Annotated in this window: 18 protein-coding genes and 1 riboswitch; of the genes, 10 read left to right on the top strand and 8 right to left on the bottom strand. The window is 73.8% G+C overall.

The window, feature by feature from the left end; genetic code table 11:
- Position 1 precedes the first annotated feature (1 nt).
- Genes ACIO3O_RS24850 through ACIO3O_RS24835 form a run of 4 tightly spaced genes read left to right on the top strand, consistent with a single transcriptional unit; the run spans position 2 to position 3,586 of the window.
- On the top strand, positions 2-883 hold the full coding sequence (locus ACIO3O_RS24850; RefSeq protein WP_401749342.1) for an LLM class F420-dependent oxidoreductase: 882 nt from the start codon (positions 2-4) through the stop codon (positions 881-883).
- Positions 880-1,833, top strand: a complete 954-nt coding sequence (locus tag ACIO3O_RS24845) for an SDR family NAD(P)-dependent oxidoreductase (RefSeq protein WP_401749340.1) — start codon at positions 880-882, stop codon at positions 1,831-1,833. The genes ACIO3O_RS24850 and ACIO3O_RS24845 overlap by 4 nt, the downstream gene beginning before the upstream one ends.
- A 35-nt stretch (positions 1,834-1,868) precedes the next feature.
- Positions 1,869-2,672 carry a glucose 1-dehydrogenase gene (locus ACIO3O_RS24840; RefSeq protein ID WP_401749339.1) on the top strand — a complete coding sequence of 268 codons (804 nt, stop codon included), beginning with the start codon at positions 1,869-1,871 and terminating at the stop codon, positions 2,670-2,672.
- A complete protein-coding gene (locus ACIO3O_RS24835) occupies positions 2,669-3,586 on the top strand; it encodes an alpha/beta hydrolase (RefSeq protein WP_401749338.1) in 918 nt (305 codons plus the stop codon). Before ACIO3O_RS24840 ends, ACIO3O_RS24835 begins: the two co-directional genes overlap by 4 nt.
- A 269-nt stretch (positions 3,587-3,855) precedes the next feature.
- Here the strand turns inward: ACIO3O_RS24835 and ACIO3O_RS24830 are convergent, their stop codons facing one another.
- From ACIO3O_RS24830 to ACIO3O_RS24815, 4 genes are all read right to left on the bottom strand, one after another.
- A complete protein-coding gene (locus tag ACIO3O_RS24830) occupies positions 3,856-5,487 on the bottom strand; it encodes a flavin-containing monooxygenase (RefSeq protein WP_401749336.1) in 1,632 nt (543 codons plus the stop codon).
- Positions 5,488-5,626: 139 nt separating this feature from the next.
- Entirely contained in the window at positions 5,627-6,931 is a 1,305-nt protein-coding gene (locus ACIO3O_RS24825) for an amidohydrolase (protein ID WP_401749334.1), read from the bottom strand.
- Positions 6,932-7,105: 174 nt separating this feature from the next.
- The gene (locus ACIO3O_RS24820) at positions 7,106-7,921 is read right to left on the bottom strand and encodes a GntR family transcriptional regulator (RefSeq protein ID WP_401749332.1); all 816 of its coding nucleotides are present in this window, start codon (positions 7,919-7,921) and stop codon (positions 7,106-7,108) included.
- Positions 7,922-7,974: 53 nt separating this feature from the next.
- A complete protein-coding gene (locus ACIO3O_RS24815; RefSeq protein WP_401749330.1) occupies positions 7,975-8,613 on the bottom strand; it encodes a TetR/AcrR family transcriptional regulator in 639 nt (212 codons plus the stop codon).
- A 118-nt stretch (positions 8,614-8,731) separates the two neighbouring features.
- Between ACIO3O_RS24815 and ACIO3O_RS24810 the strand changes: the two genes are divergently transcribed.
- Positions 8,732-9,250 (top strand): PH domain-containing protein, encoded by a 519-nt coding sequence (locus ACIO3O_RS24810; RefSeq protein WP_401749328.1) that lies wholly within the window; start codon positions 8,732-8,734, stop codon positions 9,248-9,250.
- Complete coding sequence (locus ACIO3O_RS24805; RefSeq protein ID WP_401749326.1) at positions 9,247-10,833, top strand: PH domain-containing protein; 1,587 nt, start codon at positions 9,247-9,249, stop codon at positions 10,831-10,833. The genes ACIO3O_RS24810 and ACIO3O_RS24805 overlap by 4 nt, the downstream gene beginning before the upstream one ends.
- Before the next feature lie 86 nt (positions 10,834-10,919).
- Here ACIO3O_RS24805 and cobN read toward each other — a convergent pair whose 3' ends face one another.
- Positions 10,920-14,519: a cobaltochelatase subunit CobN gene (cobN, locus tag ACIO3O_RS24800; RefSeq protein WP_401749324.1), complete on the bottom strand. Its 3,600-nt coding sequence runs from the start codon at positions 14,517-14,519 to the stop codon at positions 10,920-10,922.
- 61 nt (positions 14,520-14,580) lie between these two features.
- Positions 14,581-14,718: riboswitch (cobalamin riboswitch) on the bottom strand.
- A gap of 92 nt (positions 14,719-14,810) precedes the next feature.
- On the opposite strand from cobN, the gene cobG reads away from it, so the two are divergent.
- From cobG to ACIO3O_RS24785, 3 genes are all read left to right on the top strand, one after another.
- Positions 14,811-16,115, top strand: coding sequence for a precorrin-3B synthase (gene cobG / locus ACIO3O_RS24795; RefSeq protein ID WP_401749322.1), 1,305 nt, complete (start codon positions 14,811-14,813; stop codon positions 16,113-16,115).
- A 62-nt stretch (positions 16,116-16,177) separates the two neighbouring features.
- Complete coding sequence (locus ACIO3O_RS24790) at positions 16,178-16,804, top strand: precorrin-8X methylmutase (RefSeq protein WP_401749321.1); 627 nt, start codon at positions 16,178-16,180, stop codon at positions 16,802-16,804.
- Positions 16,805-16,806: 2 nt separating this feature from the next.
- The gene (locus ACIO3O_RS24785; protein ID WP_401749319.1) at positions 16,807-18,327 is read left to right on the top strand and encodes a precorrin-2 C(20)-methyltransferase; all 1,521 of its coding nucleotides are present in this window, start codon (positions 16,807-16,809) and stop codon (positions 18,325-18,327) included.
- A gap of 4 nt (positions 18,328-18,331) precedes the next feature.
- Here the strand turns inward: ACIO3O_RS24785 and ACIO3O_RS24780 are convergent, their stop codons facing one another.
- Entirely contained in the window at positions 18,332-19,081 is a 750-nt protein-coding gene (locus tag ACIO3O_RS24780) for a cobalt-precorrin-6A reductase (RefSeq protein ID WP_401749317.1), read from the bottom strand.
- Positions 19,082-19,101: 20 nt separating this feature from the next.
- Here ACIO3O_RS24780 and ACIO3O_RS24775 point away from each other — a divergent pair, with 20 nt between their 5' ends.
- On the top strand, positions 19,102-20,325 hold the full coding sequence (locus ACIO3O_RS24775) for a cobalt-precorrin-5B (C(1))-methyltransferase (RefSeq protein WP_401749316.1): 1,224 nt from the start codon (positions 19,102-19,104) through the stop codon (positions 20,323-20,325).
- Between the two features lie 671 nt (positions 20,326-20,996).
- Here the strand turns inward: ACIO3O_RS24775 and cobM are convergent.
- Together cobM and cbiE are read right to left on the bottom strand one after the other, a co-directional pair.
- Positions 20,997-21,746, bottom strand: a complete 750-nt coding sequence (cobM, locus tag ACIO3O_RS24770) for a precorrin-4 C(11)-methyltransferase (protein ID WP_401749314.1) — start codon at positions 21,744-21,746, stop codon at positions 20,997-20,999.
- Positions 21,743-23,017 carry a precorrin-6y C5,15-methyltransferase (decarboxylating) subunit CbiE gene (gene cbiE / locus ACIO3O_RS24765; protein ID WP_401749312.1) on the bottom strand — a complete coding sequence of 425 codons (1,275 nt, stop codon included), beginning with the start codon at positions 23,015-23,017 and terminating at the stop codon, positions 21,743-21,745. Before cbiE ends, cobM begins: the two co-directional genes overlap by 4 nt.
- Positions 23,018-23,133: the final 116 nt, after the last annotated feature.

Here is a 23,133-nt window from a genome sequence, read left to right as displayed (position 1 = left end):
CATGAAATTCTCCGTTCTGCTGCCCGTGTCCCCCGAGACCAGCGACCCCGGCACCGTCGTGGCCGTCGCCCGGCACGCCGAGTCCCTCGGCTTCGAGGCGGTCAGTGCCGTCGAGCACACCGTGGTGGTCAGCGACACCGACAGCCGTTACCCGTACTCCCCCGACGGCAAGCTGTCGCTGCCCCACGACCTGCCCTACCCCGACCCGCTGGAGCTGCTGGCGTACGTCGCCGGGGCGACCGACAGCATCGGCCTGTCCACCAGCGTCCTGGTGCTGCCCAACCACCACCCGGTGGTCCTCGCCAAGCGGCTGGCCACCCTGGACCGGCTGAGCCGGGGGCGGCTGCGGATCTGTCTGGGGCTCGGCTGGATGCGGGAGGAGATCGAGGCCTGCGGCGGCGTGTTCGGCAAGCGGGGCAAAATGGCCGACGAGTCGATCGACCTCATGCGGGCGCTGTGGCAGGGCACCGGCCCCGAGGGCGTCGTCTTCGAGGGCGACTTCTTCCGGGTGGAGAACGCGCACAGCTACCCCAAGCCGTACCGGGAGGCGGGCGTTCCGCTGCACATCGGCGGGCACTCGGCCGCCGCCGCCCGGCGGGCCGGGCGGCGCGGCGACGGCTTCCAGCCGCTGGGTCTTTCCGGCGACGACCTGTCCGGGGCGATCGAGCTGGCCCGTTCGACGGCGAAGGAGGCGGGCCGTGACCCGGCCGCGCTGGAAGTGACGCTGGGCTGGACGCTGCCGCGCGCCCACGAGCAGGTGGAGTGGGCGGAGTCGATGGGCGCGGACCGGATGCTGCTGTCGGGGTCGCGGCGGGCGACGAACGCCGAGGCGCTGATGGAAGAGATGGCGGACACCGCGGCCGCGCTGGGACTGGGCCGATGAACGGGCGCACGACAGCGGCGGACGGCGAGGCGGCGGCGCTGCCGCACGGCGACCGTGCCGAGCCCCCCGCCCCCTTCCCCTTCGAGGGCCTGCCGGGACCGGCCGTCGCGCCCGCCCCGTCCGTACTGCCGCGCCATCCCGGGGAGTTGCTCTTCGCGGGACGTACGGCCGTCGTGACCGGCGGCGCGGCCGGCATCGGCGCGGGTGTCGTGCGGGCACTGGCCGTGCACGGGGCGTCGGTGGTGTTCGCCGACACGGACGCCGCCGCGGCGAAGGAGACGTGTGCGCTGGTCGCCGCCGAGAGCGGCGCCGCACCGGTCGCGGTGATCGGTGACGTGCGCGATCCCTCGACGGTCGCGGAACTGCTCCGGGCGGCCCCGGACGCCGACCTGCTGGTCAACAACGTGGGCGACTTCCGCCCCTCCGGCCCCTTCCTCACCAGCGAGGAGGCCGACTGGCAGTCGATGTACGAGCTGAACCTGCTGCACGTGCTGCGCGTCACGCACGCGTTCCTGCCGCAGATGAAGGCAGCGGGGCGGGGCGCGATCATGAACGTGTCGTCCGTGGAGGGGATGCGCGGCATTCCCGGCAACGCGGTCTACGGCGCGCTCAAGGCCGCCGTCCTGAGTTTCACCGCCTCCCTCGCGGCGGAGGTCGGCCAGTACGGCATCCGGGTCAACGCGATCGCGCCGGACTTCACGGACACCCCGCAGACCCCGATGTGGGCGAGCACCCCGGTGAAGTACGCCGACCAGGTGGGCCGTTGGGTGCCTGCGGGGCGGTTCGGGCATCCCTCGGACCACGGGGACGCGGTGGTGTTCCTGCTGTCCGAGCAGTCCCGGTTCGTGACCGGCGAGACGCTGCGGGTGGACGGCGGGACCCTCGCGGCGCCGGGCTGGTTCCGGCGCGACGAGAGCCGCTTCACCAACCTTCCGCGCCCGCTGCGCTGATGAATCGTCACCTCCCTTGCATGAAAGGCTCCTTGATGTCATCTGCCCCCCTGAGGCCCTCGGACCTCTCCGGAAAGACCGTCCTCATCACCGGTGCGGCACGCGGCATGGGCGAGGCGACGGCCCGTCTCGCCGTCGCCCGTGGTGCGCGCGTGGTCATCGGCGACGTGCTCCACGAGGAGGGCCGCGCCGTGGCGGCTTCGCTGGGCGACGCGGCACGGTACGTCCCTCTCGATGTGAGCGACGCCGACTCCTGGCGGTCGGCGGTGGACGCCGCGACCGACGCGTACGGACAACTGGACGCCCTCGTCAACAACGCGGCGATCTACACGACGTCGCCGATCGAGGACGAGGACCCGGCGCAGCTGCGCCGCCTGCTGGACGTCGACCTGATCGGCCCCTTCCTCGGCATCCGGGCGGCGGCTCCCGCCCTGCGGCGGGCCGGGGGCGGGTCGATCGTCAACGTCTCCTCGCAGGCGGGCCTCCAGGGCATGTGGGGCCACGGGGCGTACGGGGCGGCGAAATGGGGGCTGCGCGGGCTGAGCAAGACGGCCGCGCTGGAGCTGGGCCGCGACGGCATCCGGGTCAACTCCATCCACCCGGGGTCGATCGCCACCGCGATGACCGCGCACCTGGAGACCAAGGAGCACCCCGGAGCACCGTTGGGGCGGATCGGCGAGCCGGAGGAGGTGGCACGGCTGATCGTGTTCCTGCTGTCCGACGAGTCGTCGTACCTCTCGGGTGCGGAACTCGCCGTGGACGGCGGGGCCGCGGCGGGCCGCATGCCGGTCTTCCCGCAGCGCGACCGGGCGGCGAAGGCCGGGGGTGCTGCGTCATGAGTACGGCTCCCACCCCCGAGGTGCGTCGCCTGCTCGACGCGGCGAGCGCCAACTTCCCCGCCCTGGGTACCGAGTTGACGGCCATCGGGGACGTACGGGAGTTCCTGGCCGCCCGCCCCGCTCCCCCGCCGTCCGACATCGCGGTGGCGCACGTCGCCGAGGAGGACGCCGGCGGAGTGCGGGTGCGGGTGTACGACCCGACGGACGGCGCCGAGGGCACCCCGGTGGTCGTCTTCCTGCACGGCGGCGGCTTCTGCATCTGCGGGCTCGACTCGCACGACGGGTTCTGCCGGGCGATGGCGGTGGAGACCGGGGCGGTGGTGGTGTCGGTGGACTACCGGCTCGCCCCCGAGCACCCCTTCCCCGCCGGGCCTGACGACTGCTACACGGCGCTGCTGTGGACGGCAAAGCAGTATCCGGGCCGGCGCATCGCGCTCGCCGGGGACAGCGCGGGCGCGAACCTCGCCACCGTCACAGCGCTGACCGCGCTCGACCGGGGCGGCCCGGAGCTGGTCTGCCAGGCGCTGTACTACCCGATGCTGGACCCGGAGTGCGGCGGCGCCTCGCACCGGCGCAACGCGCAGGGCTACTTTCTCACCGCCGACCATGTGCGCTGGTACTGGGAGAACTACCTGCCCGACCCCACGGACCGCACCGACCCGTACGCGTCGCCGCTGCACCGGGCCGACCTGTCGGGGCTGCCGCCGGCGCAGCTGGTGACGGCCGGGCTGGACCCGCTGTGCGACGACGCGTGGGCGTACGCGCACGCGCTGGCGCGCGCGGGTGTGGACGTACGCCTGGCGCATCTGCCCGGGATGTTCCACGGGTTCCTGTCGATGGCGGGGGCGCTGCCGCAGGCCCTGGCGGCGCGCACGGACGCGTTCGCGGCGCTGCGGGGGGCGCTGCACGCGTAGGGCACCGTACACAGGGGAGCGGGGGGGGGGGCCGGGGGGGGGGCCCCCCCCCCCCCCCCCCGCCCGGCGGGGGGGGGGCGGGGGGGGGGGGGGGGGGGGGGGGGGGCGCCGCCCCCCCGGGGGGGGGGGGGGGGGGCGGCCGCGGCCGGGGGGGGGGCGCTGGGCGGCTGGGGGGGGGGGGGGGGGGAAGGGGGGGGGGGGGGGGGAGGGGGGGGGGGGGGGCCCCCCCGGGGGGGCCCCCCCCCGCTCCCCTGTGCCCGTCTTCCGGGTCAGATCAGCTCGAAGCCCTTGTAGCCGCTGGCCGCGACCTCGTCGATGATCTCCTGGTAGACCTTGAAACCACCGACGTACGGCATGAACACCCGTGGCTTTCCGGCGATGTTGGCGCCCAGGTACCAGGAGTCCGCCTCCATCAGGAGGGTGGCCGCCGCCCGGTCGCGGCATTCGCGGACCCAGTCCTCGACGGCGTCGGCGGTGGCCTCGACGGCGCGGTGGCCGTGCGCGTCCAGGTGCTCCAGGAGAGCGGCGAGCCAGTTGCCGTGCTGCTCACCGGCGAGGATCACGTTGACCATGACGCTGGGGCTGCCGGGGCCGGTGAGGTTGAAGAAGTTGGGGAAGCCGTCGGTGCCCAGGCCCAGGTAGGTGCGGGGACCTGCGGCCCACGCCTCCTTGAGGGTGCGGCCGCCCCTGCCCCGTACCTCTATCCGGTCCACGGAGCCGGTCATCGCGTCGAAGCCGGTGGCGTACACGAGGGCGTCGAGGCCGATGTGCTCGCCGTCGGCGAGGGTGACGCCGTCCGCGTCGACGCGCTCGATGGGGTTCCGGCGCAGGCTGACGAGGCGCACATGGGGCTGGTTGTACGTCTCGAAGTAGTCGGTGTCGGTGACGATCCGCTTGGCCCCGATGGGGTGGTCTCCCGGAATGAGGAGTTCCGCGACGGCCGGGTCCGTGATGCGGGCGCGGACCTTCTCCTCCCAGAAGAGGCGGGCCGCGTCGTTGGCGGCGCGGTCGACGAGCTGGTCGGGGAAGGTTTTGGAGTACAGGACGCCGCCGAGCTGCCAGCGCTTCTCGTAGGCGGCGCGCCGCTCCTCCTCGTCCGCCTCGAAGGTCTTCTTCGGGTACGTCGTGAAGGGCGAGCCGCCGCCGCTGAGCCGGGCGAGCCTGCGCCGCTCGGCGTAGACGGCCTTGAGCTCCGTGCGCGCGGCGTCGTCGAGGGGCTTGTTGCCGGCCGGGATGGAGTAGTTGGGGGTGCGCTGAAACACCGTCAACTGCTGCGCCTGGGCGGCTATTTCGGGGACGGACTGGATGCCGGACGATCCGGTGCCGATGACGCCGACGCGCAGTCCGGTGAAGTCGACTCCCTCGTGCGGCCATTCGGCGGTGTGGTACGAGGCTCCGGCGAAGGTGTCGACGCCGGGGATGCAGGGCCGCTGCGCGCTGGACAGGCATCCGACGGCGAACACCACGAACCGGCTGGTGACCGTCTCCCCGGCGTCCGTGCGCACCGTCCAGGTGAGCGACTCCTCGTCCAACTCGGCGCTGAGCACGGAGGTTTCGAAGGTGTAGGCGTCGCGCAGCGCGAAGCGGTCGGCGACGTGGTGCAGGTACGCCATGATCTCGGGCTGGGTGGCGTACTTCTCGCTCCAGTCCCACTCCTGCTGGAGTTCCTCGTCGAAGGAGTACGAGTAGTCGAAGGACTCCACGTCGCAGCGCGCGCCGGGGTAGCGGTTCCAGTACCACACGCCGCCGACGTCAGCGGCGCGGTCGAAGCCCCGCACCCGGTAGCCCCGGGCGCGGAGCGTGTGGACGGTGTAGAGGCCGGTGACGCCTGCTCCGACGACGACCACATCCGTGTCGGTGACGGGCACGTACGGGCCGGTGGCGGGGGTGTTCTCACTCACGTGCGGTATCTCCTCGAATCCGTGGGGGCGGCGGGTGATGCCGCCCGTCACGGACGGGAGCCTCCCACTGGGGCGGAGGTTGCGCAGCAGTTGCTTCCCGGTGAGTGGGAAGGGGGCGGCGCCGGGCGGCCGCCCCGTCTCAGAGCAGTTCGCCCGCGCGGGCGACGACGCGACCGCCGTGCACCACCATGTCCCGCTGCGGCATGTCCACGACGACCTGCGGGGTGCACTGTGCCCGCAGCAGCATGAAGTCCGCGGGGTCGCCGGGCCGGAAGGCGGCCCGGTCCAGGCCCATGACGTCGGCGCCGCCGTGCGAGCCCACGGTGAAGACGTCGTCCAGCTCCTTGTCCAGCCGTACGTCGGTGACCCACCCCAGGATGTGCGTGCGGTGCAGCATGTCCGCGTTGCCGAAGGGGCTCCAGGAGTCGCGCACGCCGTCCGAGCCGAGGCCGACGCGTACGCCGTGCTCGTGCAGCGCGGCGATGGGCAGCACGAGGGATTCGTTCGGCGCCACCGTGGTCAGGGCGATGTCCAGTTCGCCGAGGTCGGCGGCCATGCCGTCGAGGTCGCCCTCGGACATCTTCGTGAGGCAGAAGACATGACTGACCGTCACCTTGCCGCGCAGGGACAGGGCCTTGGTGCGCTCGATGATCCCGCGCAGCACCTTGACGCCCTTCTCGTCGCGGTCGTGCAGGTGGATGTCGACGCCGACGTCGTACCGGTCGGCGAGCCGGAAGACGAGGTCGAGCTGCTCGTCGAGGGCGTTGTCGAAGCTGATCGGGTCGATGCCGCCGATCATGTCGACGAGGCCGCTGCGGGCCGCCTCCTCCAGGAGCTTGTCGGTGCCGGGGGTGCGGATCACGCCGTGCTGCGGGAAGCCGACGATCTGTACGTCCAGGGCGTGCGACAGTCGCTCGCGGGCCTCGGCGACGCCTTCGACGCCCTTGAGCCCGTAGGCGGGGGCGACGTCCGCGTGGGCGCGCATGGCGCGGGTGCCCCGGGTGACGGCGTGCGCCATCAGCCCGTACGCCCGCTCGCCCACGTCCCGGCGTTCGCTGCGGAACACCTCGACGTCCTGGGCGCAGTAGTCGGCGATGCCCTTCGCGGGCTTGCGGGAGAGCCAGGAGCCGCCCCAGGTCGTCTTGTCGGGGTGGATGTGCGCGTCGACGAGCGTCGGCAGCGCGAGCCGCCCGCCGCCGTCGATGATGCGGGCGCCGCGCGGGACGGGCCGGTCGCTGATCCGGCCGTCGACCACCACCAGGTCGACGGCCTTCTTGGCGCCGTAGGGGTGGACGTTCTTGAAGACGACGGACTCGCGGGGACGCCGGTCGTGGCCGCCCCCGTCGGCGGCGGCAGCGGCGGGCGTGAAGGCGGTCGCGCCCGCGCCTGCGAGGGAGGCGGCTCCGGCGAGGACGCCGCGACGGGAGAGGGGAGGGGGAACCATGGGGGGACTCCTTCGGTGCCTGACGGTCCGGGACGGACGACGTGGGGTGCCGACCGTTCGCACTTTTGTATACCAAGTGCGGTGGGCGGACAAGATCCGGTGGTGCGTCGATCGCCGCAGGACGTCAGGAAGCCTTACGGGTCAAGGGTTGAAGCGATGAGCCCCGCCCCTTGATCACTCCTTGGTATACAACGCGTCCCCGAAGAGGGAGTGCAGTGCCACCGCCCGGCTGTCCCGCACGTGCAGGAACGTGCTGGCCGCCGCGGAGTCCTCGTCGCCCGCCGCGATGTGCCGGAGCATTTCCGCGTGCTGGGCCCGCATGTGCGCGGGCTCCTCGCGCATCCCGAACAGCAGCTGGAGCTGCCAGCCCAGCTGTTCCATGGTGCGCACGAGGAGCGGGTTGCCCGCCAGGGCCACGATCTCCTCGTGGAACGCCGTGTGTGCGGCGACCTCGCGCTCGCCCTCGCCGGTCTCGGCCGCCCGTTCGGCGCGCTCGATCAGGGCGCGCAGTTCGGCGACCCCTTGCGTCTCTCCGTGCGCCGTCCCCCGGGTCTCCCCCTGCGTCCCGCCCGCCGTTGCCGCCACCCGGCGGGCCGCGAGCCGGGACGCCTGGACGGCGAGGGGTTCCCACACCTCGTACAGGTGGCGCACGTCGTCCCGCTCCAGGCGGCGCACCCGTACCCCGCTGTGCGGCAGCAGTTCGAGCAGCCCCTCGGCGACCAGCGCGCGCAGCGCCTCGCGCACGGGGACGCGGGACATCCGCAGTTCCTCGGCCACCTCGCGCTCCACCAGGCGGGAGCCCATGGGGTAGCGCCGGTCGACGATGCGCTGCCGCACCGCCTCGCGGGCCTGGGCGCTGAGCGAGGTGCGCGGGGCACGGTCCGTGGTGTGCGGGGTGCCGTCCGTGGCGTGCGGAGTGCCGTTCGTGGTGTGCGGGGCGCTGTCCGTCGCCGCCCGCCGGTCGCTCGTACCGGTTCCGTCGCCTGCCATCCGGTCCCCGTCCTCCGCTCGCCCGTACTGCGGCGAGAATACGTGACCCCCTGTCACCGCCCGTCCGTCCACATCCGCTCCAGCTGCGCGTCCAGCAGCCGCAGCGCCTCCTCGCCGCTGTGCACGCCGAGCAGGATGTACGTGCTCAGGCCGTCGGCCAGGCTGATCAGCCGCATCGCCTCGTCCCGCAGGTCACCCTCCGCGTACGGCGCCCGCAGCCCTCCCCCGTCGTGCACCTGCCGCAGGAGGTCCGCGAGGAAGGCGGCCAGTGCGGGGATGCCCTGCCGGGCCTCCTCCTGGAGCCGTTCGTCGTGGACGGCGCGGGTGAAGTAGGCGACCCCCACGAGCGCGCCCACGGTGCTGCGCTCGTCCAGCGGGAGCATCCCGGCCAGCACCTCCCGCAGTACGGCGCGGGGCGGCGGGACGGCGGCGACGCCCTCGGCGCCGACTCCGGCGATCGCGGCGATGCGCTCCCGAATGCGTTTGTCCGCGCGGGCGCTCACGGAGCGCATGGCGAAGAGCAGCATCTCGTCCTTGGTGCGGAAGTAGTGCTGGAGCCTGCCCAGCGAGATGTCCGCCTCGGCCGCGACGTCGCGCAGGCTCACCCCGTCGAGGCCGCGGGCGACGGCAATGCGCCAGAGCGCGTCGGCGATCTCCTGACGTCTGGCCTCGTGGTCCACCTTCTTCGGCACGTACTGCCCTCGCTTCCCGGCGACTGCGTGCAATCCATGTGCGACCCACTTTTGCAAGTCACTTGTACCGTTGTACCCTCTCGGCATCCAATACAGTTGACTTGAAACGAGTTCGTCCATGTCATTCGCCGGTCCGCCGCGTCTGCGGCCGCCCCGTCATCCGGTCGATCCCCGGGCCCGCCGCTGGTGGACCGCGCAGGCGCTCCTCACGGTGAGCGGTCCGCTGCTGCTGACGGCCCTGGTGCTCGCCGTCCTCTGTGTGCTGTTCTTCGCCGGTGCGCTGCCGTGGCTGCTGCCGCTGCTGGTGGTCGTGCTCGTCGCCCCCGCGTGCGCGTACGCGGTGCTCATGCCGCGCCGCCGGTACGCGGTGCACGCGTGGGAGGTCGGGACGTACTCCCTGTACGCGGCGGGCGGCTGGCTCTGGCAGAAGCGGCGCGTCGCCCCGCTGTCGCGGGTGCAGACCGTCGACACGCTGCGCGGACCGCTGCAACGGCGCTACGGCTTGACCACGCTCACCGTCACCACCGCGTCCACCGCCGGGAACATCCGGATCTCCGGCCTCTGCGACGCGGACGCCGACGCCCTCGCGGAGCGGCTCGGGCGGGCCGCGCAGGCCACTGTCGGTGATGCCGCATGACGGCCCCGGTCCTGGCCGAGGCGGCACCGGCCCCTGACGCCTGGCTGCGTCCTGACGCGCGCACCGTGCTGGTGCACTGCGGGTGGCTCCTGCCGCCGCTGGGCTCGACGGTCCTGACCGCACTGGCGACGGGGGGCCGGTTTCCGCCGGGCGCCCTGATCACCCTCGCGTCGCTCGCCGTGTCCTTCGCGGCGATCACCGGGATCGGGCTGCTCCGGTGGTCCCGTACGCGCTACCGCGTCACCGGCGACGCCTTTGTGCTGCGCGGTGGGGTGTTCAGCCGGACACTGCGCACGGTGCCGCTGTCGCGGGTACGCGGTGTGGACCTGACCGCGACTCCCCTGCACCGGCTGCTGGGTCTCACCGTCCTGCGGGCGTCCGGCACCGGCGGGGCCGAGACGGTTCTCAACGCGGTGACGCGCGCGGAGGCCGAGCGGCTGCGGGCACTGCTGCTGGCCCGCGCCGACGGGGTGCGGACGGGCAGCCCGGAACTGAGCCGCGTCGACTGGCGCTGGCTGCGGTACGCCCCGCTGACCTTCTGGGTGATCGGCGGGGTGGGGGTGGCGGCCGGCACGGTGTACCGGGTGCTCGACGGGATCGGCATCGAACTGTGGCGGGTGGGCTTCGTACGGGACGCCTTCACCGAGTTCGGCCGCAGTGCGCTGTGGCTGACGGTGCCCGCCGCGCTGGTCGCGGTGCTCGCCCTCGGTGCGGTCGGCGCGCTCGTCCTGTACGTGGAGAACTGGTGGGGCTATCGGGCCGCCTGGACGGACGCGAACACCCTGACGGTACGGCGCGGCCTGCTGACCACCCGGTCCGTCGCCGTCGAGCGGAGCCGTCTGCACGGGGTGCTGTTGCGTGAACCCCTGCTGCTGCGCGCCGCCGGTGGTGCGAGCGCGACAGCGGTCGCGGGCGGACTCGGCAGCAGCGAGGAAGCCCACGCGCGGGGTGCGCTGATTCCGCCCGCGCCCCGCCCCGAGGCACTGCGGGTCGCCGTGGGCGCTCTCACCGGCGCTGGCGCTTCCGCTGGCACCGGCACTGGTGCTTCCGTGGGCACCCGCACTGGCGTTTCCCCTGGTACCGGCACCGGTGACAGGGGCGAGCACCCTTTCACCGGGGTACCCCTGACACCGCATCCGAGGGTGGCACTGCGGCGCAGGGTGGTACGGGGGCTGCTGTTCGCGGTGCTGCCGGGCAGCGTGGTGCTCCTTGTGCCGGGGGTGCTGTTCAGTCCCGTACTGCTGCATCTGGCCTGGGTGTACGCGCTCGTCTCGACGGCCGTGACCCTGCTGCTGGCGCGCGACGCGTACCGGAGCCTGGGGCACGCGCTCGCGGGACCGCACCTGCTGGTCCGGTCCGGCACGTTCAGCCGGGACACCCTCGCGCTGGAACGGGAGGCGATCTCCGCGTGGACGCTGACGACCTCGCCGTTCACCCGCAGGGCGGGCCTGGTCACGCTCACCGCCGCCGTGGCGGCGGGTGAACACGGCTACCACGTACGGGACATGGCGCCCGGCGACGCACTGGCGTTGGCGAGTGCGGCACGGCCGGGAATCCTGGAGGAGTTCCTGGAGCCCGCGTGAGCACCGGCACCGGTGCGCCGGATTCGCGGGGACAGGGTGGGGGCGGCCGGAATTCCGGCCGCCCCCACCCGTACACCTACGGACGCTTAGTCCTCGCCCTCCAGGTCGCCCTCGGTCTCCAGGTACGCCTTGCGCAGGGCGTCCAGGATCGCCGGGTCGGGCTTGGCCCACATGCCGCGCGACTCGGCCTCCAGGAGGCGCTCGGCAATGCCGTGCAGCGCCCAGGGGTTGGCCTCCTTGAGGAACTCGCGGTTGGTCGGGTCCAGGACGTACGTCTCGGTGAGCTTGTCGTACATCCAGTCGGCGACCACGCCGGTCGTCGCGTCGTACCCGAAGAGGTAGTCGACGGTGGCGGCGAGCTCGAAGGCGCCCTTGTAGCCGTGGCGGCGCATCGCCTCGATCCACTTGGGGTTCACCACACGGGCACGGAAGACGCGCGAGGTCTCCTCGACGAGGGTGCGCGTGCGCACCGTCTCCGGGCGGGTCGAGTCGCCGATGTACGCCTCGGGGGCCTTGCCCTTGAGCGCGCGCACGGTGGCGACCATGCCGCCGTGGTACTGGAAGTAGTCGTCGGAGTCGGCGATGTCGTGCTCGCGGGTGTCGGTGTTCTTCGCCGCCACCTCGATGCGCTTGTACGCCGTCTCCATCTCCTCGCGGGCCGGGCGGCCGTCGAGCTCGCGGCCGTAGGCGTAACCGCCCCAGACCGTGTAGACCTCGGCGAGGTCGGCGTCGGTGCGCCAGTCGCGGGAGTCAATGAGCTGGAGCAGGCCCGCACCGTACGTGCCGGGGCGGGAGCCGAAGATGCGGGTGGTGGCGCGGCGTTCGTCACCGTGCTCGGCGAGGTCGGCCTGGGTGTGCGCCCGTACGTAGTTGACGTCGGCGGGCTCGTCCAGTGAGGCGGCGAGGCGCACCGCGTCGTCCAGGAGGCCGATGGTGTGCGGGAACGCGTCGCGGAAGAAGCCCGAGATGCGCAGCGTGACGTCGACGCGGGGGCGGCCCAACTCCTCGGCCGGGATGGCCTCCAGGCCGGTGACACGACGCGAGGCGTCGTCCCAGACGGGGCGGATGCCCATCAGTGCGAAGGCCTCGGCGATGTCGTCGCCTGCGGTGCGCATGGCGCTGGTGCCCCAGAGGGACAGGCCGACGGAGGTGGGCCATTCGCCGTTGTCGGCCTTGTAGCGCTGGAGGAGCGAGTCCGCGAGGGCCTGGCCGGTCTCCCAGGCGAGCTTGGAGGGCACGGCCTTGGGGTCGACGGAGTAGAAGTTGCGGCCGGTCGGCAGGACGTTGACGAGGCCGCGCAGCGGGGAGCCCGAGGGGCCCGCCGGGACGAAGCCGCCGTTCAGCGCGTGGACGGCGTGGGTGAGTTCGTCGGTGGTGGCGGCCAGGCGCGGGACGACCTCGCGGGCGGCGAAGTCGAGGATGTCGGCGACGGCCTGCGGGTGGCCGGCAGCGACGGTGGCCACTGCGGAGGGTGCCCAGTCGGCGTCCTCCATCGCCTGGACCAGGCCACGAGCCTGCTCCTCGATCGCGTCGGCGTCGGTGCGCTTGGCCGCCGACTCGTCCAGGCCGAGGGCCTCGCGCAGGCCGGGCAGCGATGCGGTGCCGCCCCAGATCTGGCGGGCCCGCAGGATGGCGAGGACCAGGTTGACGCGGGCTTCGCCTGCGGGGGCGCCGCCCAGGACGTGCAGGCCGTCGCGGATCTGGACGTCCTTGATCTCACAGAGCCAGCCGTCGAGATGCATGATGAAGTCGTCGAAGCCCTCGTCCTCCGGCCGGTTCTCGATGCCGAGGTCGTGGTCCAGCTTCGCAGCCTGGATGAGCGTCCAGATCTGGGCGCGGACGGCCGGGAGCTTCGCCGGGTCCATGGACGCGATCTGTGCGTGTTCGTCCAGGAGTTGTTCCAGGCGGGCGATGTCGCCGTAGCTGTCGGCGCGGGCCATCGGCGGCACCAGGTGGTCGATCAGGGTGGCGTGCACGCGGCGCTTGGCCTGGGTGCCCTCGCCCGGGTCGTTGACCAGGAACGGGTAGATGAGGGGAATGTCGCCGAGGGCGGCGTCGGGGCCGCAGGCGGCGGACAGACCGGCGTTCTTGCCGGGCAGCCACTCCAGGTTGCCGTGCTTGCCGAGGTGGACCATCGCGTCGGCGCCGAAGCCGTTGTCGTCGGCGGACGCGGCGATCCAGCGGTAGGCGGCCAGGTAGTGGTGGGACGGCGGCAGATCGGGGTCGTGGTAGATCGCGATCGGGTTCTCGCCGAAGCCGCGCGGCGGCTGGATGAGGATGAGGAGGTTCCCGAACCGCAGGGCGGCGAGCACGATGTCGCCCTCCGGGTTGGCGGACCGGTCCACGAACATCTCGCCCGGCGCGGGGCCCCAGTGCTGTTCGACGGACTCGCGCAGCTCGGCGGGCAGGGTGGCGAACCAGCGCCGGTAGTCGGCGGCCGGGATGCGCACGGGGTTGCGGGCGAGCTGCTCCTCGGTGAGCCACTCCTGGTCGTGGCCGCCGGCCTCGATCAGGGCGTAGATCAGCTCGTCGCCGTCGCCGGAGACCAGGCCGGGGATCTCCTGCGTACCGAAGTCGTAGCCCTCCTCCTTGAGGCGGCGCAGCAGGGCGACGGCGCTGGCGGGCGTGTCGAGGCCGACCGCGTTGCCGATGCGGGAGTGCTTCGTCGGGTACGCGGACAGGATCAGCGCGAGCTTCTTCTCGGCGTTGGGGATGTGCCGCAGCCGGGCGTGGCGCACGGCGATCCCGGCGACGCGCGCGGCGCGCTCGGTGTCGGCGACGTACGAGGGCAGGCCGTCCTCGTCGATCTCCTTGAAGGAGAACGGGACGGTGATCAGGCGGCCGTCGAACTCCGGTACGGCGATCTGGCTGGCGGCGTCCAGCGGGGACACGCCCTCGTCGTTCTCCTCCCAGTCGGCGCGCGAGCTGGTGAGGCACAGGGCCTGGAGGATCGGGATGTCGAGGCCGGTGAGGGCGCCCGCGTCCCAGGACTCGTCGTCGCCACCGGCGGAGGCGTCGGCGGGGCGGGTGCCACCGGCCGCGAGCACGGTCGTGACGATGGCGTCGGCGGCGCGCAGCTCGTCGATGAGCTCCGGCTCCGGTGTGCGCAGGGACGCGACGTACAGCGGCAGCGGGCGGGCGCCCGCGTCCTCGATCTGTCCGCACAGGGCGTCGATGAAGGCGGTGTTGCCGCTCATGTGGTGGGCGCGGTAGTAGAGCACCGCGACGGTGGGTCCTTCGACGTCCTCGCGGGCGGTGCGCTCCAGGGGGCCCCAGGAGGGCGCCGGTGCCGGTGACTCGAAACCGTGGCCGGTGAGGAGCACGGTGTCGGAGAGGAAGCGGGCGAGCTGCTCCAGGTTGGCGGGTCCGCCGTGCGCCAGGTAGGCGTGCGCCTCGGCGGCGATGCCGACGGGGACGGTGGAGGCGGCCATCAGCTGGGCGTCGGGGGCCTGTTCACCGGTGAGGACGACGACGGGCCTGCCGGTGGCGAGGACCTGGTCGAGGCCCTCCTGCCAGGCGCGGACACCGCCGAGCAGGCGCACGACGACGAGGTCGGTGCCGTCCAGGAGGGCGGGCAGGTCCGCCAGGTCGAGGCGGGAGGGGTTCGCGTAGCGGTAGCGAGTCGGTCCGTCCGAGGAGCGGGCGCTGAGCAGGTCGGTGTCGGACGTCGACAGGAGCAGGATCATGCGGCGTCGGGCCTTCCTCGGGGTGTCCACGCCCCGGGCGGTGTTCGGACTGCTCGAACGAAAGTCGAGAAGCTACGGAAGGGAGTTCCTGACTCGCACGGCCCGGGGGCCGTGCTCACAGTGGCGGGACCGCGCCGGAATCGCACCGGGCTTCCTCCCCTGTCGCCTTTCGGTGGCGACTGCCGCCCTGGGGCGACGCGACGGACCGCATGGCCCGCCACCAGGCATATTAGGCGTACGGGTCAAGCGGGCGGCACCCGGCGGTCGAACAGGAGTCGGCCTTGGGTCGGTATGCTCGCCGCCATGCCCCCACCAGCCTCTTCGCCGTCGGCCCCCGGCGAGAACTCCCCGCGCACCCGTGGTGACGCGTGCCCCGGGTCCCTGCGGCTGCACCGTGCGGACGACGGGGCGCTGGCGCGTGTCCGCCTGCCCGGCGGCATCGTCACGGCGGAGCAGGCGGACGTGCTCGGGGAGTTGGCCGCGGAGCTCGGCGAGGGTGACATTCACCTCACTTCGCGGGGCAACGCGCAACTGCGCGCCCTGCCCGCCGACTGTGGTGGCGAACTGGCGCTGCGGCTCGGCGAGTCGGGCCTGTTGCCGTCCGCCCGGCACGAGCGGGTGCGCAATCTGGTGGCCTCTCCGCTGTCGGGTCTCGACGGCCGGGGGAACGCCGATGTGGGGCCCTGGCTGGCGGAGTTGGACGCGCTGCTGTGCGCGAGCGAGCGGGCCGTCGCCCTGTCCGGCCGCTTCCTGTTCGCGCTGGACGACGGGCGCGGTGACGTGGACGCCCTGGGTGCGGACGTGACGCTCCTCGCGCGGCGTGACGGCGACGTCCTGCTGCGGGTCGGCGGGGCCGCCGATGCGGTACGGGTTCCCGGTGCGCAGGCGGCAGGTGCGGCCCTGGTGGCTGCCGAAACCTTTCTGGACAGTGCTCCGGACGCGGGCACCTGGCGGATCGCCGAGCTGCCCGACGGCCCGGAAGTACTCCTCGCACAGGTGGTACGGAAGCTGGGTGCGCCCCGCACACCGGCCCCCGCCCGGCCCGGCGAGGCAGCGGTGCCCGGCACCGGTGTCGTGACCGGGGGTGCGTCCGGTGCGGCGGCACTGTCGGTGGGGGCGCCTCTGGGGCGTGTCACCGCCGCACAGTGGCGGCTGCTGGCCGACACCGCACGCGGTGCCGGCGACGGCACGCTGCGCCTGACACCGTGGCGCGGCGTCGTCGTGCCGGGCGTCGCCCCCGAGCGGGCGGCCGTGCTGCTCGGTGCGCTGGGCGCGGCCGGGCTGGTCACCGGCCCGGACTCCCCCTGGAGCGGCGTCGGGGCGTGCATCGGCCGCCCGGGCTGCGCGAAGTCGCTGTCCGACGTGCGGGCCCTGGCGGCGGCCGCCGTGGGGGCCGCCCCGGGTCCGGCGGGGGCGCTTCCTGTCTACTGGTCGGGTTGCGCACGCCGGTGCGGGCACCCGCACGGCGACTGGGTCGACGTCGTGGCCACCCCGGACGGACACGAGGTGTCCGTCGTGCACGGTGACTCCCGCACCTCCCCCGTCGCCGTCACGGAACGGGCGCTGCCCGCAGCCGTGACCGCCGCCCGCGCCTGATCCCGTACCCCGAAGACTTCGTTTTCCCGTCCCGCCCGTCCGCAGAAGAGAGCGACAGCACAGTGCACCAGTACGAGAAGGACGGACCGGCGATCTACCGCCAGTCCTTCGCCACGATCCGCGCCGAGGCGGATCTGGCGGGCCTGCCCGCCGACGTCAGCCAGGTCGCGGTCCGCATGATCCACGCCTGCGGCATGGTCGACCTGGTGCGGGACATCGGCTTCAGCCCGAACGTGGTGGCCGACGCCCGCGCCGCACTGCGCGCCGGTGCGCCGATCCTGTGCGACGTGCAGATGGTCGCCAGCGGTGTCACGCGCAAGCGGCTGCCCGCCGACAACGACGTGGTGTGCACCCTGTCGGACCCGTCGGTGCCGGACCTGGCGAAGGAGCTGGGCACGACCCGCAGCGCGGCGGCCATGGAGCTGTGGCGCGACCGCCTGGAGGGCTCCGTCGTCGCCGTCGGCAACGCCCCCACCTCCCTCTTCCGCCTCCTGGAGATGATCGAGGCGGGTGCGCCGCGCCCGGCGGCCGTCATCGGCGTACCGGTCGGATTCGTGGGCGCCGCCGAGTCGAAGGACGCCCTGGCGGCGCACGCGTCGGGTCTTGAGCACCTGATCGTGCGCGGCCGGCGCGGCGGCAGCGCGATCGCCGCCGCCGCCCTCAACGCGATCGCCAGCGAGGAAGAGTAAGCGTGAGCGAGCAGAGTACGGGACGGCTGTACGGCGTCGGGCTCGGCCCCGGCGACCCGTCCCTGATGACGGTGCGGGCCGTCGAGGTCATCGCCGGTGCCGACGTGGTGGCGTACCACAGTGCCCGGCACGGCCGGTCGATCGCCCGGTCCATCGCGGCGAAGCACCTGCGCGAGGACCACATCGAGGAGCCGCTGGTCTACCCCGTCACCACGGAGACCACCGACCACCCGGGCGGCTACCGGGCGGCGATGGAGGAGTTCTACGAACAGGCGGCGGCCCGGCTGGCCGCGCATCTGGAGGCCGGGCGCACCGTCGCGGTGCTCGCGGAGGGCGACCCGCTCTTCTACGGCTCGTACATGCACATGCACAAGCGGCTCGCGGACCGCTTCCCCACCGAGGTGATCCCCGGTGTGACGTCGGTGAGCGCGGCCGCGGCGCGGCTGGGCACTCCGCTCGTGGAGGGCGAGGAGGTGCTGACGATCCTGCCGGGCACGCTGCCCGAGGAGGAGCTGACGGCACGGCTCGCCGCCACGGACTGTGCCGTGGTCATGAAGCTGGGGCGTACGTTCCCGGCCGTGCGCGGGGCGTTCGAGGCGTCGGGGCGGCTCGCCGAGGCCCGGTACGTGGAGCGGGCGACCATGGAGGGCGAGCGCACCGGTGCGCTGGCCGACGTGGACGCCGATTCGGTGCCGTACTTCGCGGTCGCCGTGCTGCCGAGCCGGATCGGTTCGGCGCACACCGCCGAGCCGGTGGAGCCCTCCGCCGGTGACGGCGAGGTCGTTGTGGTCGGCACCGGTCCGGCCGGGCCGCTGTGGCTGACGCCCGAGACGCGCGGCGCGCTGGCCGCCGCCGACGACCTGGTCGGGTACACGACGTACCTGGACCGGGTGCCGGTGCGGCCGGGGCAGGTGCGGCACGGCTCGGACAACAAGGTCGAGTCGGAGCGCGCCGAGTTCGCCCTGGACCTGGCCCGGCGCGGGCGTCGGGTGGCCGTGGTGTCGGGCGGCGACCCGGGCGTGTTCGCCATGGCGACGGCGGTCCTGGAGGTCGCCTCGCAGGAGGAGTACGCGCAGGTGCCGGTGCGGGTGCTGCCGGGCGTGACGGCCGCCAACGCGGCTGCCGCCAGGGCCGGTGCTCCGCTGGGCCACGACTACGCGACCATCTCGCTCTCCGACCGGCTGAAGCCGTGGGAGGTCATTGCGGAGCGGCTGCGCGCGGCGGCTTCGGCGGACCTGGTGCTGGCGCTGTACAACCCGGGTTCGCGCAGCCGGACCTGGCAGGTGGGCAAGGCCAAGGACCTGTTGCTCGAACACCGCTCGCCGGACACCCCGGTGGTGCTGGGGCGGGACGTGGGCGGTCCGACGGAGAGCGTGCGCACGGTGCGGCTCGGGGACCTCGTGCCGGAGGAGGTCGACATGCGGACCATCCTGCTGGTCGGGTCGTCGCAGACGCAGTGGGTACGGCGCGGTGGCGACGGCGACCAGGTGGTCTGGACGCCGCGCCGGTACCCGGAGGCCTGACCGGTCAGCCCCGGAGGCGGTGACCGGCCAGCCAGGCCACCGCCGCTTCCGGGGTGTCCGCCACCGGCACCCCTTCCGGGACCGGCGGGCGGCGCACCACGACCACCGGAATTCCGGCCTCCCGCGCGGCGGTCAGTTTCGGGGCGGTGGCCGCTCCCCCGCTGTCCTTGGTGACCAGGACGTCGATGCGGTGACGGCGGACGAGTTCCCGTTCGCCGTCGAGGGTGAAGGGCCCGCGCTCCAGCAGGACCTCCATCCGGGCCGGGTGCGGTCCCTCCGGTGCGTCGACCGACCGCATCAGGAACCACTGCGCGTCCAGTGCGGCGAAGGCCGCCAGGCCCATCCGGCCGGTGGTCAGGAAGACCCGCTCCCCCAGGGCGGGAAGCACCTCGGCCGCCTCGGCCAGTGAGCCGACCGGGTGCCAGCGGTCGCCCTCGGCGGCCGTCCAGCCGGGCCGGCGGAGCGCCAGCAGGGGAACATGGGCCTGCGCGGCGGCGGCGGCCGCGTTGAAACTGATCGTCTCGGCGAAAGGATGGGTGGCGTCGATGAGTGCGTCCACCTCGTGGGTACGCAGCCACGCGGCCAGTCCGTCGGCCCCGCCGAAGCCTCCGACGCGGACCTCGCCCGGCGGCAGTTTCGGGCTGGCCACCCGTCCGGCGAGGGAGCTGGTCACCCTGGCGTCGGGCAGCGCTTCGACCAGCAGTTCCGCGAGGCGGCGGGCCTCCGTCGTACCGCCGAGGACGAGTATGTGCATCGGGTCCATCCATGGGTGACATGAGCGAGAAGAACAAGAGCGGCACCACCGGCCCCGGTGCTCCGGGTGCTTCCGGCTCCGGTTCCGGCTCTGGCTCCGGTTCCGGTTCCGGTTCCGGTTCCGAGGGTGGGCGCAGTGCCCAACTCAAGCACACCGGTCTGCGGTCCGGCTGGACGACCGGGGCCTGTGCGACGGCGGCGACCACGGCCGCGTACACGGCGCTCCTGAGCGGCGAGTTCCCCGACCCCGTGACGATCACCCTGCCGCGCGGGCAGACGCCCGCGTTCGCGCTCGCCGTGGAGGAGCTGGGCGACGGCACGGCGATGGCCGGGGTGGTCAAGGACGCGGGTGACGACCCGGACGTCACGCACGGTGCGCTGGTACGGGCGACGGTACGACGGCTGCCGCCGGGCTCGGGCGTCGTCTTCCGGGCGGGTCCCGGGGTCGGCACGGTCACCCTGCCCGGTCTGCCCCTGGAGGTGGGCGAGGCGGCGGTGAACCCGGTGCCCCGGCAGATGATCCGCGACCACGTGGCGCAGGTGGCCGCCGCGCACGGGGGCACCGGTGACGTCGAGGTGACCGTCTCGGTGGACCACGGCGAGGAGATCGCCCGCTCCACGTGGAACCCCCGGCTGGGCATCCTGGGCGGCCTGTCCATCCTGGGCACCACGGGTGTCGTCGTTCCCTACTCCTGCTCGGCGTGGATCGACTCCATCCGGCGGGGCGTCGACGTGGCGCGGGCGGCAGGTCACACGCATGTGGCGGGGTGCACGGGGTCGACGTCGGAGAAGACCGTGGTCGCCGAGTACGGGCTGCCGGAGATCGCCCTGCTGGACATGGGGGACTTCGCGGGGGCGGTGCTGAAGTACGTACGGCGCCACCCGGTGGACCGGCTCACCGTGTGCGGCGGCTTCGCCAAGCTGTCGAAGCTGGCGGCGGGGCATCTGGACCTGCACTCGGCGCGGTCGCAGGTCGACAAGGGTTTCCTGGCGGAGCTGGCCCTGCGGGGCGGGGCGGACGCCGGCCTGGCGGCGGAGGTGGCCGAGGCCAACACGGGCCTGGCGGCACTCCAGCTGTGCCAGGCGCGGGGGGTGCCGCTGGGGGATCTGGTGGCGGAGACGGCCCGGGACGAGGCCCTGGCGGTGCTCCGGGGGGCGCCGGTGGCGGTGGACGTGATCTGCATCGACAGGGCGGGGACGATCGTGGGGCGGAGCGGGGTGCGGGGACCCCGCGACAGCCCCTGAGCCAGGACCGCCCCTGGCGGGGCACGGGGCTGATCCCCTGTCCGGCTCCGCCGCACGTCCACTCATCCGTGCCCCGCCAGGGGCGCGGGGCTGTGCTCGATCTGCGGCTCCGCCGCGCGGGCGCGCCCGCTTGGTACCGGGCGGCTCGTCCGTGCCCCGTCAGGGGCGCGGGGAACTGCGCGCCCAGCCACGACGGATCTGCACGGGAACCCTGGACAGCCGCGCGGCGAGCGCTTTAGGGAAAGGGGCGGGTCCGGGGCCTCTCTGCCTGAGCCGGGCGGGGTTGACGTGTCCGGTACGGGGGCGGGGCCGGGGCCTCTTTGGACGCGCGTCCGGTGGCGGTGCTGGGGCCAGGGGCGGCACCCGGGTGGGCCGGGAGCGGGAGGGGCCGCCCCCTTGCCCGCCCGTCCCGCCCCCGGGGGGCGGCCCCGCCGCCCAAGGCGGCTACGGGGGAAGGTGGGGAAGGGCGGCCCCGCCGCCCAAGGGGGCTACGGGGGAAGCGGGGGAAGAGCGGCCCCGCCGCCCAAGGGGCGCGGTGGCACGAGGCGGAGCCCAAGGGCGCGGGGCGACGCAGGGCGGAGCCCAAGGGGGCAGCACGGCACAAGGCGGAGCCAAGGGGGCGGGGCGGAAGTGGCGGGAGGCCTGCATACCCCCCCGCCCGCGCGCAGCGCTCAGCACGCGTGGCGGTCCCGGGCCGGCGAGTAGAGGTGGCTGTCGCGGAACTGTTCCGCGCCCAGCGTGCGGCCCACCATGATGACCGCAGTCCGCAGGACACCGGCCTCCTTGACCTGGCCCGCGATGTCCTCCAGCGTCCCCCGCAGCACGATCTCGTCCGGCCGGGACGCGTAGGCCACGACCGCCGCCGGGCAGTCCGTCCCGTAGTGCGGGACCAGCTCGTCGACCACCCGGTCGACGTACTGGGCGGCCAGGTGCAGGACGATCAGCGCACCGCTGCGCCCCAGCGTCGCCAGGTCCTCGCCCTCCGGCATCGCGGTGGCCCGCTGCGCGATGCGGGTCAGGATGACGGTCTGGCCGACGGTGGGGACGGTCAGTTCCCGCTTCAGGGCGGCCGCGGCGGCGGCGAAGGCCGGGACGCCCGGGATCACCTCGTAGGGCACTCCTGCCTCGTCCAGGCGGCGCATCTGCTCGTTGACGGCGCTGAAGACCGACGGGTCGCCGGAGTGCAGGCGGGCGACGTCGTGGCCCGCCTCGTGCGCGGCGACCAGTTCGGCGGTGATCTGCTCGATGTCCAGCTGCGCGGTGTCGACCAGACGCGCGTCCGGCGGGCACTCCGCGAGCAGGTCGCGCGGGACGAGGCTGCCCGCGTACAGGCAGACCGCGCAGGAGGCGAGCGTGCGGGCACCGCGCACCGTGATCAGGTCGGCCGCGCCGGGGCCGGCGCCGATGAAGTACACGGTCATGAGGGTTCTCCAGAGCCAGAGGGGGATGCGGAAGAGGACTTGGTGACGGACCACTGGGTGACCGGCATCGCCTGCCGCCACCCCGTGAAGCCGCCCACCGGCACCGCGTGCGCCACCGCGAGCCGCACCAGGTCGCCGCCGTGGCGGCGGTGCCAGGAGGCGAGGAGCGCCTCGGACTCCAGGGTGACGGTGTTGGCGACGAGTCGGCCGCCCGTGGGGAGGGCGTCCCAGCAGGCGTCGAGGAGGCCGGGGGCGGTGAGGCCCCCGCCGATGAAGACGGCGTCGGGGGCGGGCAGACCGGCGAGGGCGTCGGGGGCACGGCCGGTGACCACGCGCAGTCCCGGCACCCCGAGGCGGTCCGCGTTGCGGGCGATGCGCTCCGCGCGCACCGGGGCGCGTTCCACGGTGATCGCCCGGCAGGAGGGGTGCGTGCGCATCCATTCGACGGCGATGGAGCCCGAGCCGCCGCCGACGTCCCACAGCAGCTCTCCCGGTGCGGGGGCGAGCGTGGCGAGGGTGGCCGCGCGGACGTGGCGCTTGGTGAGCTGGCCGTCGTGCTCGTAGGCGTCGTCGGGCAGGCCGGGGACGGCGCCCAGGCGCGGGGCGTCGGGGGCGCGGGCGCAGTCGATCGCGATGACGTTGAGGGGGTCGCCGGGTGCGTGCGTCCAGGTGTCGGCGGTGCCGGCCACGGCGTGCTCGTCCTCGGCGCCGAGCTGCTCCAGGACGCGCATCCGGCTCGGCCCGAAGCCGCGCTCGCGCAGGAGCTCCGCCACGGTCGCGGGGGTGTCCGCGCCCGCACTGAGCACCAGGACGCGGCGTCCGTGGTGCAGGGCGGCCGCGAGGCGGGCCGCCGGGCGGCCCACCAGGGTGACGACCTCGGTGTCCTCCAGCGGCCAGCCGACGCGGGCGCAGGCGTACGACACGGAGGACGGGTGCGGCAGGACGTGCAGGGCGTCGGGGCCCAGCGTCTCGGTGAGGGCGCGCCCGATCCCGTAGAACATGGGGTCCCCGCTCGCGAGGACCGCGATCCGGCTGCCCGTGTGGGCGGCGATCAGCCCGGGGACGGCCGGGCGCAGCGGCGACGGCCAGGAAACGCGCTCGCCCGTGCAGGAGGGGGGCAGCAGGTCCAGCTGGCGTCCGCCGCCGATGAGGACCTGGGCGTCCTGGAGCACGGAACGTGACCGCTCGGGAAGGCCCTGCCAGCCGTCCGCTCCGATGCCTATGACGGTCACCGCAGGTGGGGCGGGGTGGGCGGGTGCTGCGGGGGTCACGGAGAAGTACCTCGGTGCTCAGGGGACGACGCAGCCGAAACTCTACTGTCCGTACGCCGGACGCCTCCGCGCAGGTGTACGAACCGGGTTGCGCCGGCACAGAGCGGCGCCCTCCC

The organism is Streptomyces sp. NPDC087440 (assembly GCF_044744005.1).
GTDB lineage: Bacteria > Actinomycetota > Actinomycetes > Streptomycetales > Streptomycetaceae > Streptomyces.
This window is presented reverse-complemented; position numbering and strand designations above follow the sequence as displayed.